Source organism: Marinobacter sp. DY40_1A1 (genome assembly GCF_016597815.1).
Lineage (GTDB): Bacteria > Pseudomonadota > Gammaproteobacteria > Pseudomonadales > Oleiphilaceae > Marinobacter > Marinobacter xiaoshiensis.
In genome coordinates this window covers 1,262,959-1,276,166 of record NZ_VCHA01000001.1, presented here as the reverse complement: position 1 = coordinate 1,276,166, position 13,208 = coordinate 1,262,959, and the positions used below count along the sequence as shown (strand labels likewise).

Genomic DNA, 13,208 nt, shown 5'->3' with positions numbered 1-13,208 from the left:
CCTATTTGAAAGATGTTCTGACGAAACTGCCGACGCAGAAAAACAACGCCATTGATGAACTGCTACCGCACAACTGGAGGCCGGTGAGCATTAGCAAGGTGTGATGGGCGGACGCTTACAAAGGAGTTGCGCTTTCGGAATTTCTATGTCTCTGGGGTCTTCGTCACCGACACTGCCAAATTTATAATTCGCATCACCGCGCGCTACCAACTTCTTTAGAGTTGATGGCTGCACAGCAAGTATCTTAGCGAGACGTTTATGATTGGAGAGTTTGTATAAAGGGCTTTGATCAATTGGGTATTTTTTTCGAGTTCTCATCAAAAGCCGACATCCATAGGCTGAGTTTCAGATATCCGTTAAACATTTTCAGAAAAAAAGTCCGAATAGTTTCGAAGAAAGGAACTCGACGCTCACTGCCCACTAAGAGTATACGCATTAACCTTTTGTCTATGCTGAGCTTTGAAGCATAGTAGTCTGAAAGCGCCAGAGGAACACCCAAACACCCACTTTCAATTAAGCAAAGCGTTTCAAAAGTTAGCTGGGTTCGGACTTGCACTTCTCTTTGATCTATCTCAAGAGCTAAGCGCAGATATTTTGTGTTAACCATATTTGCTCTCGTATTCGTTTGAGGTTATGTGCCCGCGGGTGATGTAGAAAGAGCCTATAAGCTCATCCAACGGGCAATGCCATACCTGCTGTTGTAAGCAGAGCAATGATCAGAAGTTGTAGAATCCAGAAAACGACCTTAGCCGTAACCAGAACTGTAACCCTAACCATGGCAGGATGCCGTAATAGACGCCCTACCTTACCAACCCATCGTCTTCCAAAAACCTTCATTCGCTTCAGCATGATTGCACCTCTTAGTTACGCCCGCCGAAATTGACGGACTCACAGAGTAACTAAGTTAAAACGACAGGGAGTGTTTGGAAGTTTTTACCCACGAACTAACCTGCTCGTCTCACAGACGAGCGATCCGGGCGACGCGAAGTCGGCTTGCCGCGCGCGCGCGTTCACCGGATCAGACAGAGTCTTTCAACTCCACGAAATGTTTCCACTTCTAATTTAAGCTAACGCTTCTCTGTGATACTTCCCTGATTGAAGGCACACCAACAATAGCAGATGAAAAACAGGAGTCAACTTCACGAGAACACTCAACTGCCTTGCGCCTAAGTAAAAAGATAGCTTTTAAAGAAGTAAGTTTTGTCTACATAGCGTCTACATAAGATAAACGCCAGGAAATCGGACATGACAGGAATTCTGTAAGCTATTGAAAAATATGGTGCTCCGGGCCGGAATCGAACCGGCACGACCGTGAGGTCGAGAGATTTTAAGTCTCTTGTGTCTACCAATTTCACCACCGGAGCATTCGGGGGGAAGTTTTGAGGGCCGGAATTGTATAAGGCCATGGGCGATAACGCAATTCAAAACACCCTCAGTTAGTTTTTCCCTCAGGCTACTGGCTTCCGGGCCATCCCTTTGTAGATATACCCGGCTATCTTCGGTGATTTCGGAATGTAGAGGTTTTCCAGTTCCTCAAGCTCAAACCCGGCATGGCGGATCAGGTCTGCGATATGGCGGTTCAGGTGGCAGCCACCCGCCAATTTTTTCCAGCTTGGGTTGATGCGGTTTTGCCATTTGCGGGTGCTGTCATCGGGCGACTCGCCGTGCTCCAGGAACAGGAGTTCTCCTCCAGGCTTTAACACGCGCTTCATTTGCAGCAGCGCGGCGTTCCAGTCGGGAATGGTGCACAGGGTGAAGGTAAGCAAAACGGTATCCACGCTGTTATCTTGTAGCGGTATTTGCTCCCCCGGCAGGCCCAGCCACTCCACATGAATGGGCGCGCGCTTTAGATTTGGCTGTGCTTTGCGGCGCATGCCTTCCGAAGGCTCCAGGCCGTAAACCATTTCCACGGTGTCCGGGTTGTAGAATTCCAGGTTAATACCCGATCCCATGCCTACTTCCAGCACACGGCCTTTGGCCCGGGGTACTAGCTGGCTACGCAGTTTCATAACCTGCCCCATGGAGCAGGCCTTGTCGATAATATGCGGCAGGATGCGTTCTTCGTAAAAGCTCATGCTTTCCACCATACTTGTTTTTAGTCAACGGGTGCGACAATCTGCCCTATCGGTTTAGCAGCGATATCCAGTAGCATGCTCTCTAACTGCCGGTAAAAACAATATTACAATTCAGGCTGTGGCAGCTGTGGAGTGGGTGCGCTGTGCTCGCTTATTGTGACGTTAACCTTTACCGGGGGTTCCTATGGAACTAGATCCTCTCATCCTATCGCGAATCCAGTTCGCTTTTGTCGTGTCATTTCACGCCATTTTTCCGGTGTTCACCATCGGTCTTGCTTCCTACATTGCCGTACTTGAAGGGCTTGCGTACAAAACCAGGAACCCGGTATGGCTGAAGCTGTCTTCATTCTGGACCACGGTGTTTGCGGTGGTCTTCGGAATGGGTGTGGTATCCGGGATTGTTATGTCGTTCCAGTTTGGTACCAACTGGAGTAATTTCTCCCAGGCGTCTGCCAACTTCCTTGGGCCCATGCTCAGCTATGAGGTTATTACCGCCTTCTTCCTTGAAGCGGCGTTTCTTGGGGTGTTGCTCTTCGGGCGCGATCGCGTGCCACCTGGTGCACACCTGTTTGCCGCAATCATGGTCGCCACGGGCACCTTCATATCGTCGTTCTGGATTCTGTCAGCTAACAGCTGGATGCAAACACCTGCCGGAACCGAGCTGCGAGATGGCATCTTCTACGTTACTTCCTGGAGCGAGGCGATATTTAACCCGTCTTTCCAGTTCCGCTTCGCCCATAAGGTTATCGCTTCGTTCCTGACCGGCGGCTTTGTTGTGGCCGGTGTCAGCGCGTGGTATCTGCTCAAAGGCCGTGAGGTGGAGGCAAACCGAAAAGCATTGTCCATGTGCCTTTGGTTGCTGTTGATTCTTGCACCTGCGCAGTTGGTGGTTGGCGATTTCCACGGGTTGAATACCCTTGAGCACCAGCCAACAAAAGTGGCGGCAATGGAAGGCAACTGGGAAACCTCCCGCAACGTTCCGCTGTTGTTGTTCGCGATTCCTGATCAGGAAAACCAAACCAACCATTATGAAATTGGTGTACCCAGCCTTGCCAGCCTGATTCTTACCCACGAATGGGACGGCGAGATTCCTGGCCTTAAAGATGTTCCTGTAGCAGAGCAGCCACCGGTTGCCATCGTATTCTGGTCCTTCCGGATTATGGTTGGGTTGGGAATGTTGATGATTCTTTTTGCTCTTACCGGTCTCGTTCTGCGTGCAGGTGGCCGCTATTGGCAGGCACCCTGGTTCCTTCAGGGTATGCGATTCATGAGCGTTGCGCCGTTTATTGCTGTTCTCACGGGTTGGTTTGTAACCGAGTTTGGGCGGGCTCCATGGCTGGTCTATGGAATGATGACTCAGGCTGAGTCAGTCACCCCATCCCTCACCGGCGGTATGGCGCTGTTTACTTTGATTGGCTACGTGGTTGTGTATGCCCTGGTGTTCACGGCAGGCGTTTATTACCTCATGCGGGTGCTTTACGAAGGTATGGAGAACGATAAGCACGAGCCAGACACCCAGTCTGAACGGGCTAAACGGCCTATGTCTGCCGCACACACGTCATTTGAACTCCAAGACTCCAAAGAACAGCCGACCAAACAGGGAGGACACTGATTATGGAACTGCTTGATCTGGCACTCGTGTGGGCATTTATCATCGGTTTTGGCGTAATCATGTATGTGTTGATGGACGGCTTCGATCTGGGCGTGGGAATACTCTTCCCCTTCGCCCCGACAGAGCAGGATCGCGACGTGATGATGAACTCGGTTGCTCCGGTATGGGATGGCAACGAAACCTGGCTGGTGCTCGGCGGTGCCGGGTTGCTGGGCGCATTCCCGCTGGTCTACAGCATATTGCTGCCGGCCTTGTACATTGGCGTGTTCCTGATGCTGGCCGGCCTGATTTTCCGGGGCATTGCCTTTGAATTCCGATTCAAAGCGCGCACCTCCCGTTATCTTTGGAACTGGGCCTTTGCCGGTGGCTCGACTGTGGCCGCATTCGCCCAGGGCGTGGTTGTAGGCACTTACATTCAGGGCTACGAAACCGCCAATGGCGTGTTCACTGGCGGTGCGTTTGATTGGCTGACCCCGTTCACTGTACTGACTGGCCTTGGGCTGCTCGCTGGTTATGCACTGCTGGGCTCTACATGGCTGATTCTGAAAACCGAAGGCCGGTTGCAGGAGTGGGCGTACAAAATCACCCTGCCCTTGTTAGCCGCTGTGCTGGTGGTGTTTGGCATTATCAGTGTGTGGACACCGTTTATAGACGATATGGTTCGCGACCGCTGGTTCAGCAACCTGAGCCTTATCTGGATTCTGCCAGCACTGACTTTGCTGTGCGCTTTCCAGATATTCCGGTCGGTGCGTAACCGGTTTGAAGGCATGCCTTTCGTGGCCACTATGGGATTGTTCATAACAGCCTATCTGGGTTTGATTGTCAGCCGGTGGCCGTATCTGGTTCCGCCTGACTACACCCTGTGGGATGCAGCCTCGGCTTACGATTCGCAGCTGTTCCTTTTGATCGGTTTGCTGATTGTTATTCCATTTGTACTCACCTACACGGCGTGGACCTATTGGGTTTTCCGGGGCAAGGTACGTGCTGGGGAGGGTTACCACTAAGTGACAAAGCAGGCTCTTGACCAGCGCGCAGTACGGCGCTGGCTTTCAGGGCTTACAAGTGGCAACCGGCGCTGGATTCAGGGTACGGTTGCCGCAGGTACCCTGGCCGGCGTCGCCACCATCGTGCAGATGGTGTTTCTGGCGCGCATTGTTCACCTTGGTGTTATCGAGCATGCGCCAGCCTCCGAGTTGGCGCCCTATTTTTTTGGCCTTGTTCTGGCTATTGTTTTCCGATCTGTAGCCCAGGGCGTGCAAACTCACCTTGCGGCACGATGCAGCGAACAAGTACGCCGCACTGCACGGCGTCAGATCCATCAGCACTGGTGCAGCATGGGTCCACTTGAATTGGGGCAAACCTCTGCAGGTAGTCTGGCAAGAGAGTGGATTGACCACGTTGATGCCTTGCACGGTTATTTCGCTCGCTTTCTTCCCCAAATGGCGCTTTCCCTGATCGTTCCGCTTTTGATTCTGATGTTGGTGTTCTATCTCGACTGGCTTGCCGGGATTTTTCTGCTTCTGTCGGCCCCACTGATCCCATTCTTCATGGCACTGGTGGGTATGGGCGCGGAGAAGCTTAACCAACAGCATTTTGAGACTGTGAGCCGTTTATCTGGTCAGTTTCTGGATAAGGTTCGAGGCATAACCACTCTGCAATTGTTCGGGCAAACCGAAAGCGCTGCAGAAGTGATTCAACAGCGTTCGGATCAGTACCGCAAAATCACTCTGAAAACCCTGCGCGTTGCGTTTTTATCCTCAGCGGTTCTCGAGTTCTTCGCGTCTGTCGCCATCGCGGTCATCGCTATCTACATCGGTTTTGGTCTTCTGGGTTACATAACCTATGGGCCGTCTTCGGATTTAACGCTGTTCTCCGGGCTGTTGATTCTGTTGTTGGCGCCGGAGTTCTTTCAGCCATTGCGCATACTCTCCCAGCACTACCACGATCGGGCCGCTGCGCTTGGGGCTGGTGCTGAGATTCTTGCCCGTTTGAATGAAGACGAACCGGCTGTTTCTTCCTCGAGCGATGAAACAGAAAGCCTAAGAGCTATGCCCTCAGTCCCCGAGCCCGTTACCGGCAACGAGACAATCAAGCTGAGCGCCGTGTCACTGGCTTTTCGCGCTGACCATAACGTTCTCAGGGATGTATCGCTGGTGATCGGTAAAGGCGATGTAATTGCCCTTACAGGCCCTTCTGGGGGTGGTAAATCCACGCTTCTGAATCTTCTTGCAGGATTTTTGGTGCCAGACAGCGGCGATATTCACCTGTTTGGCATGCCAGCAGGCAGCTTTGCCTTTGGCTGGCTAGGCCAGAGCGGATTTCTTGTGCACGGTACCTGGGCGGAGAACCTTCGGCTGACCAGTCCGGATGCTTCTGATGTGGCTATCGAGACAGCATTGAGAAACGTTGGCCTTGGCTCCTTGCTGGACAGCCGGGAAGACGGCATTTTCAGTCAGGTGTCGGAAGACGGCCAAGGCTTGTCTGGTGGTCAGGCCCGTCGTTTGAGCCTGGCACGAATTTTTGTGGCGGATTACGATGTAATTCTCCTGGATGAGCCAACTGCTGGCCTCGACAGCGACAGTGAGATGTTTGTTCTTGAGGCGCTTCACAAGCTTGCTATGGCGGGCAAGACACTGATCTTTTCCACCCATCATCAGGCGCTGCTGGCTCTCGCCAATCGCGTGCTATTGGTTTCTGGCGGGGAGGTTAAAGATGTCTGAACTGAAGCCATGGCTAACACTGATATATCAGCGCCCGGGCAGGCTCTTCGTAGGCGCCCTGCTGATGCTGGCCGCCCTGCTTTCGGGGCTTGGTCTGCTTGCGCTTTCCGGCTGGTTTATCACTGAAACTGCATTGGTGGGCGTTCTTCTGGCGGCCAGTTTGCCCGCCACCATCAATCTGTATGTGCCAGGCGGTGGCATCCGTTTTTTTGCAGTATCCCGTACAGTTTCCCGTTATGTGGAGCGGCTGTATAACCACGACACCGTGCTGCTACTGCTCACGGACATTCGCGTCGCCCTGTTTCGCAAGCTTGCCGCCACCGGACGAGGCCAGAGGCGGGAACTGACTGGTGCCCAGTGGTTATCGCGGCTTACCAGCGATGTGGATGCCCTCGACACCCTGTACCTGCGCCTGATTGCGCCAACGGCTCTGGCTGCGTTTGTGGCGCTGCTGCTTTTTGGACTGGCTTGGATACTGTTTGATGTCAGGATCGCTGCTGGCGTCGCCCTGATACTCGGCTTCGCTTTTGTAGTGGCCACGATCGGTGTTTACGCAAGAACAGCCAGGATTGCAGCCCGGCAGAGTGATCAGCAGGAATCTCTTCGCATGGCGGTTGTAGAGCACCTGGAAGGTTTTGCGGAGCTTACTGCAGCTGGCCGCGTAGGCAAACACGGTGCCTGGCTTATGCGCCAGGCGCACCAAACGGCAACGGAGCAGGTGAAAGCCGACTCCCGCACCGGCTGGCATCTGGCAGGCTCCAACTTGCTGATTAATCTTTCTGCAGCATTCGCACTCTGGGCAGGCTTCGAGTTGTTCCGCGCTGGCGCCATTTCCGGGCCAGTTCTGGTTCTGCTGCCCATCGCCCTGCTCGGCTTGGCAGAAGTTTACAGCATGCTGCCGGAAGCCTTTGGCAAGCTGGGTGCTACCCAGGCCTCTGCAGCGCGCTTGAACCGGGATTGCAGGAGTAAAGACTTTGAGGATGTGCGGGAGGCCATTGAACTACCTTCAGGCGCCGCTCTATTGGCCAAAGACCTCACCGTAAAGTATCCCGAACATGCACCGCTTTTTACCCACTTTGATTTGCAGGTAGCAACCGGCGAGCGAGTGGGTATTCTTGGCCATTCAGGTAGTGGCAAGTCATCCCTTGCGGATACGTTCTCTGGTCTTCTAACTCCTTCAAGCGGTGCCAGCTCAAGCCTTCCGTGTGCTTATCTCACTCAAAAAACGGTGTTGTTTGAAGATACCTTGCGGGCAAACCTGTTACTGGGCGCTCCGGATACAAGCGATGCACAGCTTTGGAGAGTTCTTGAGATGGTGGACCTTGCAGAGCGATTCGGCTCAGAGCGGGATCAACTTGATACATGGTTGGGAAGTTCAGGAAGCCGGCTTTCCGGTGGTGAGGCACGTCGCGTTGTGCTTGCCCGAGTGCTGTTAAGCCCTGCCCCCTTGCTGATACTGGACGAGCCATTTACCGGGGTTGATGCACCCACACGAGAGAAGATCACCAAGCAAATGGATGTCTGGCTGGAAGGACGAACAGTAATCAGCTTGGCACACGGGTCGGAAGCCCTTCCGGGCACCGACCGTGTGATTCATCTAGGCGTTTAAACCCCTGCGTTTACCGGGTTTCAACTACCTCAAACGTAAGCCCTGCTTTGCTGGTCAAACGGCCCAGCAGGTTGTCGCTGAGTATCGATGCGGGCGTCCAGAAGCCACCCTGCTTATCTGCAGGAACATCGAATGCCAGGCACATGCCGGCTTCGCCCAGCATTTTACCGGTAGAACCGTAGCCCGGGTCTGCATCGCCAGTCACCTTGGTGATCATGGTTTTGCCATCCGGGGTGCGCCCTACAAATCGCAAATCATAGAATCCTGCCTTTTGAGCTTCGGGGCTCGGGCCTTCGCCAGGCTGAGGCACGAACTTCTCGACCAACCAACGTGTTGGTTTAAGAGCAGACGCCGTCAAGAAACCCATCAGGGCCGCAGTAACACCATAAGCAGCCAAACGGCCCTTGGTGCCAGTGCCCGTCATTATGGCCTCATCGTAGGTGAACTCTTTGCCATAGCGGGCGTCTTGCAGGGCATTGGAGCGGTGCACAATACGGGTATTGATCGCACCCATAACAAATGGTGCCAGCCACACATTGAATGTTTTATCGAATTCCGCGCCTTTCAGAGCCGGCTGACGCACCTTTGAGCGATGCTCCGGTGGGCTGATAGAGAAAGGATTGGCTATTTCCTTACGCAGCTGCGAGTCGGATGCAGCTTCTTTGGCTACGTTGATAATAGAAGCAACCGTACCGCCGGAAACCCCGCCTTTGGCTACTTTCACACGCATGCGCACGTCTTGGCATGGCTCGCCAAACGTCTTTTCTGCCTGTTGTTGCAGGAACCAGACGCCCATATCCGACGGAATGGAATCAAACCCGCAGCAATGCACAATTCGTGCACCGGAAGCCTTGGCCTGATCTTCATAGCGGTCAACCATCTGGCGAATCCACTGAACTTCACCGGTTAAATCGCAATAGTCGGTGCCTGTCTCAACACAGGCTTTCACCAGAGGCTCACCGTACAGCGCGTAAGGCCCTACCGTGGAGATGATCACGCGGGTTTGTTCGCACATAGCTTTCAAGGCAGCGTCGTCGGTGGAATCTGCGAGAATCACCGGAAGTTCGCTTGCGTCAGCTCCCAAACCCGACTTTAGCGTGCTTAGCTTGGATTCTGAACGCCCGGCAATGGCCCACTTAACCTCGCCAGCAACGCCGTAGGTGTCATACAGGTATTGCGTAAGTATCTGGCCGACGAAACTGGTCGCACCGAACACAACCAGGTCGTAGGTGGTTTCTGCTGATTTGGTCATTGCCTGTCCTTTTTATGAGATCTTTTTGCCGGAATTGTGTGAGTTTTTCTGACTATTTACAGCGAATTCAATAGAAGGATCTTAGCAGCTTTGAGGTGCCGTTCTAACTTCACTGGGAGCGCTTTAGTGACGTCGTCACGGCCAATCGCACAGCTTGGTGTATAAGGCACACTGGTGAATATCGAATAGATGCACCTTTGGAGATTCCAATTGGCCATATTCCTCCTGATACTTTGTTTGCTTCTTGCCATATTCAGTGGTTTTCTTTGCTGGCAATTCATTGAGCAGCGCAAGATTCTGTCACACCTGATCACCGAAACAATGCGAGCAGACCCGGAAGCTGATCTTGGGAAAGAGCCAGACTTGATCCTTACGCTTAAAGTGCTCAACCCGATTACTGTGGCGAAGCGTGAATCCCGTTCTGCACGGGTTCTGGCGGATAAACTCCCGGTGATGGTACGAAAAATGGTGTACCAGGGCGTTATGAAAGAGCTGGAGCAAGAGATGGTTGAGCGTGAAATCGACGTGGAGCTGAAGATTGAGTATCGCTAGGAGTTTCGCACAGTGACCGTCCAGCTATCCTTGGCATTGCTTTTATTAGTTGTAGCATCTGGCGCTCTTGGCTATGGCTTCGTGCAAGCCAGGGGCTCCAGAGCTCTCATACGCAAGCTTAATTCCTACCGCATAAAGACCAACAGTGCTGTTCAAAAACGCCGCCTCGATCTCTATGAGGTGCGTAACCGGGCAAAACTTCTGGAAGACACGGTATCCAGTGGCGCGAGCGCTGTTGAGAAGGTGCACAGAGTCATCGCAAACACCACTTTTAGCCTGGTTGAGCGCCTTTCAAAAGACGACGAGGCCCGCGAAAGCGCCCTTAAAGCCCGCAAAACCCACGATCACACCAGCAAGCAGGTTTATCATGCGGTGCGCACCACGAATAAAGCCATTCATATTCTTGCTGACTCTCTGTTTATCACTAAAGCAGAGCGGCGAGTGATATTGAGAAGGGGCACCCCCGAGCAGAAAAAGAACGACGAATAGGTCGCAAGGCAGATCAGTTCTTTTTGAAGCGCTTTACGGTGGCCTCTACAGTAACGGTAAGTGACTCAAGCTCTGCCACACGCGCAAGACCTTCCGCTCCAGCCCGATACAAATGTGGCGTCATCGCCAGCAAGTCAGAAACAGACTGCTTATCCGGAAGAGTAAGGCTGAAACGAACGGCCGACGTATCCACAGCTGTGAAACCTTCAGGCGCATCACTTGGAGGCTGGCGAGGCTCTTTCAGCTCTGGATAGATAATGTTTCGCAGCTCTATTAGGTGATCCGGGCCTGCGTCTACCTGTACTATCTCCCCGCCAGGTCTGAGCACTCGGGCAAATTCCCTGTAAACCGGAAAGCCGAACAAACATAGTATGCAATCGAGTGTTTCGGGCAGTACCGGCAAGTTTGCGTTACTCCCAACTACCCATGCAGGCGTTTTATCCTGCTTGGCTGCGGATAATATGGCCCACTTTGAGATATCCAGTCCCAGCATCGCAAGGCGTGCTGCGTCTGGCATTTTCTCTGCCAGATATCGCATGTAGTACCCTTCCCCACACCCGGCATCCATACAAGCCATAGCCGCCTCACAGTGAGTTTCATGGAACACTGCCTGAAAAACTGCTTCAGCAATAGGCTCATAAAATCCCGCCGCCAGAAATCTCTTGCGTGCCGCAACCATCTCCTTGTTATCACCAGGATCTTTGGAGCGTTTGTTCTGAACGGGCAACAAATGAACGTATCCCTGGCGCGCAATATCAAAACTATGGCCAGCATCACACTGCCAACTTCTACCCTTTAGCTGCAGGACAGAACCGTCGATTGGGCAAGCAAGTGCTTCAAATGGGGTGATGGTCATTAATAGACATCCGGAGTGGAAGGCTGATTACGAGGGTAAGATTACAACTTATGGCTCTGCAACAAAAAAGACACCCGAAGGTGCCTTTTTCGTTTGCTGGCAGAAGGTTACAGAACCTTCTTCAGCTCTTCCTCAAGTTGCGGTACTGCTTCAAACAGATCCGCTACCAGGCCGTAATCGGCAACCTGGAAGATAGGTGCTTCTTCATCCTTGTTGATCGCAACGATCACCTTGGAATCCGACATACCGGCCAAGTGCTGGATAGCACCGGAGATACCCACCGCGATGTACAGCTGTGGCGCAACAATCTTACCGGTCTGACCTACCTGCATGTCGTTCGGTACAAAACCGGCGTCAACCGCAGCACGGGATGCACCCATACCAGCGCCCAGCAGATCAGCCACCTGCTCCAGCATTTTGAAGTTGTCGCCGTTCTGCATGCCACGACCACCGGAGATAACAATACCGGCACTGGCCAGATCAGGACGATCAGATTTGGCTTTCTCTTCGCCTACAAACGAAGACAGGCCTGCGTCTTTTACAACGTCCAGCTGCTCAACGGATGCAGAACCACCTTCAGCGGCTACAGGATCAAAGCCTGTCGGGCGCACGGTGATTACCTTGATGCTATCGCTGGTCTTGACCGTTGCGATGGCGTTGCCGGCGTAAATCGGACGAACGAAGGTGTCTGCGGATTCAACGCGAATGATGTCAGATACCTGGGCAACGTCCAGCAGCGCTGCAACGCGCGGCATGAAGTCTTTGCCTGTGGTGCCGGCAGAAGTCAGGATGTGGCTGTAGCCCTTACCCACTTCTGCAACCAGCTCGCCCAGATTCTCACCCAGGAAGTGACCGTATGCTGCGTTGTCGGCAACCAGTACCTTTGCAACGCCTTCCGCCTTGGCGGCAGCTTCTGCAACCGCGCCACAGTTTTCGCCGGCAACCAAGACATCAATGTCGCCACCGATGGCCTTGGCAGCCGCTACAACGCTCAGAGTCGCCTGCTTCAGGCTGCTGTTGTCGTGTTCAGCAATTACAAGGATGCTCATTTAGATCACCTTCGCTTCGTTCTTCAGTTTATCGACCAGCTCGGCTACGTCTGCCACTTTAATACCTGCTGAACGGGCAGCCGGTGCTTCCACTTTCAACGTGGTCAGGCGCGCAGCAATCTCAACACCCAGATCCGCCGGGCTCGTCACATCGAGTGGCTTCTTCTTGGCTTTCATGATGTTTGGCAGAGACGCATAACGTGGCTCGTTCAAACGCAGGTCGGTGGTTACCACCGCAGGGAGGTTCAGGGAAAGGGTCATCAGACCACCGTCTACCTCACGGGTAACATTTACTTTGTCGCCATCAACAACCACTTCAGACGCGAAGGTGCCCTGGCCCATGCCAGTCAGCGCAGCCAGCATCTGGCCGGTCTGGTTGTTATCAGTATCGATGGACTGTTTGCCGAGAATAACCAGTTTTGGCTCTTCCTTCTCAACCACGGCCTTTAGCAATTTGGCTGCGTCGAGGGACTGAACGTCCTCATCGGCTTCAATGTGGATACCACGGTCAGCACCCAGCGCCAAAGCAGTACGAATCTGCTCCTGGCAAGCTTTGGGACCAATGGAAACCACGACGATTTCGTTTGCAATGCCCTTTTCCTTCAGACGAACCGCTTCTTCAACAGCGATTTCGCAGAATGGGTTCATTGCCATTTTGACGTTGGCGAGATCAACACCAGTGTTATCCGGCTTGACGCGTACCTTTACGTTGTAGTCGATTACTCGTTTTACAGCGACCAGAACCTTCATAGATTCCTCGTTCTTCTACGATGGGTTAATGACTCTCAACCAAAAATACTCTAAGACAGGCCCTGTATGGGCGGGTGACAGAGCATTCTCGATTGCTGCGTCTCGGCAAGATACCGATAAACTGGTATACAAACCGAACGTTACAAACAGCGGCCTCGCACTGGGGCCATCCGTCACGGCGGACTAATACTGAAGGCAAAGATTAAATGGGTCAATAGTCCAGTTAGACGCGCCACGCATGTTT

Annotated in this window: 13 protein-coding genes and 1 tRNA gene; 7 read left to right on the top strand and 7 right to left on the bottom strand. The window is 53.1% G+C overall.

Features of this window, described 5'->3' with window-relative positions; all coding sequences use genetic code 11:
- Window positions 1-104: transposase domain-containing protein (locus FFI61_RS05860; protein ID WP_200369569.1), on the top strand; the 104-nt coding region annotated here is incomplete at its 5' end.
- Window positions 105-289: 185 nt separating this feature from the next.
- Here the strand turns inward: FFI61_RS05860 and FFI61_RS05855 are convergent.
- The 3 genes from FFI61_RS05855 to FFI61_RS05845 form a co-directional block, all read right to left on the bottom strand.
- Entirely contained in the window at window positions 290-607 is a 318-nt protein-coding gene (locus FFI61_RS05855; RefSeq protein ID WP_200369568.1) for a hypothetical protein, read from the bottom strand.
- A gap of 670 nt (window positions 608-1,277) precedes the next feature.
- Window positions 1,278-1,364, bottom strand: a tRNA-Leu gene (locus FFI61_RS05850).
- Window positions 1,365-1,448: 84 nt separating this feature from the next.
- The gene (locus FFI61_RS05845; RefSeq protein ID WP_200369567.1) at window positions 1,449-2,075 is read right to left on the bottom strand and encodes a class I SAM-dependent methyltransferase; all 627 of its coding nucleotides are present in this window, start codon (window positions 2,073-2,075) and stop codon (window positions 1,449-1,451) included.
- Window positions 2,076-2,259: 184 nt separating this feature from the next.
- Here FFI61_RS05845 and FFI61_RS05840 point away from each other — a divergent pair, with 184 nt between their 5' ends.
- From FFI61_RS05840 to cydC, 4 genes are read left to right on the top strand one after another with little or no spacing between them, the layout of a single operon-like run.
- On the top strand, window positions 2,260-3,687 hold the full coding sequence (locus tag FFI61_RS05840; protein WP_200369566.1) for a cytochrome ubiquinol oxidase subunit I: 1,428 nt from the start codon (window positions 2,260-2,262) through the stop codon (window positions 3,685-3,687).
- Between the two features lie 2 nt (window positions 3,688-3,689).
- Window positions 3,690-4,691 carry a cytochrome d ubiquinol oxidase subunit II gene (gene cydB, locus FFI61_RS05835; protein ID WP_200369565.1) on the top strand — a complete coding sequence of 334 codons (1,002 nt, stop codon included), beginning with the start codon at window positions 3,690-3,692 and terminating at the stop codon, window positions 4,689-4,691.
- Entirely contained in the window at window positions 4,692-6,407 is a 1,716-nt protein-coding gene (gene cydD, locus FFI61_RS05830) for a thiol reductant ABC exporter subunit CydD (RefSeq protein WP_200369564.1), read from the top strand.
- Window positions 6,400-8,016 (top strand): thiol reductant ABC exporter subunit CydC, encoded by a 1,617-nt coding sequence (cydC, locus tag FFI61_RS05825; protein WP_200369563.1) that lies wholly within the window; start codon window positions 6,400-6,402, stop codon window positions 8,014-8,016. The genes cydD and cydC overlap by 8 nt, the downstream gene beginning before the upstream one ends.
- Window positions 8,017-8,026: 10 nt before the next feature.
- Here the strand turns inward: cydC and FFI61_RS05820 are convergent, their stop codons facing one another.
- Complete coding sequence (locus tag FFI61_RS05820; RefSeq protein WP_200369562.1) at window positions 8,027-9,268, bottom strand: saccharopine dehydrogenase family protein; 1,242 nt, start codon at window positions 9,266-9,268, stop codon at window positions 8,027-8,029.
- 210 nt (window positions 9,269-9,478) lie between these two features.
- Between FFI61_RS05820 and FFI61_RS05815 the strand changes: the two genes are divergently transcribed.
- Window positions 9,479-9,820 (top strand): hypothetical protein, encoded by a 342-nt coding sequence (locus tag FFI61_RS05815; RefSeq protein ID WP_200200705.1) that lies wholly within the window; start codon window positions 9,479-9,481, stop codon window positions 9,818-9,820.
- 12 nt (window positions 9,821-9,832) lie between these two features.
- On the top strand, window positions 9,833-10,309 hold the full coding sequence (locus FFI61_RS05810) for a hypothetical protein (RefSeq protein WP_200200706.1): 477 nt from the start codon (window positions 9,833-9,835) through the stop codon (window positions 10,307-10,309).
- 13 nt (window positions 10,310-10,322) lie between these two features.
- Here the strand turns inward: FFI61_RS05810 and FFI61_RS05805 are convergent, their stop codons facing one another.
- The 3 genes from FFI61_RS05805 to FFI61_RS05795 form a co-directional block, all read right to left on the bottom strand.
- Window positions 10,323-11,165 carry a putative RNA methyltransferase gene (locus FFI61_RS05805; protein ID WP_200369561.1) on the bottom strand — a complete coding sequence of 281 codons (843 nt, stop codon included), beginning with the start codon at window positions 11,163-11,165 and terminating at the stop codon, window positions 10,323-10,325.
- Window positions 11,166-11,272: 107 nt separating this feature from the next.
- A complete protein-coding gene (locus tag FFI61_RS05800) occupies window positions 11,273-12,214 on the bottom strand; it encodes an electron transfer flavoprotein subunit alpha/FixB family protein (RefSeq protein ID WP_200200708.1) in 942 nt (313 codons plus the stop codon).
- Complete coding sequence (locus FFI61_RS05795) at window positions 12,215-12,964, bottom strand: electron transfer flavoprotein subunit beta/FixA family protein (RefSeq protein ID WP_200369560.1); 750 nt, start codon at window positions 12,962-12,964, stop codon at window positions 12,215-12,217.
- Between the last annotated feature and the right edge of the window lie 244 nt (window positions 12,965-13,208).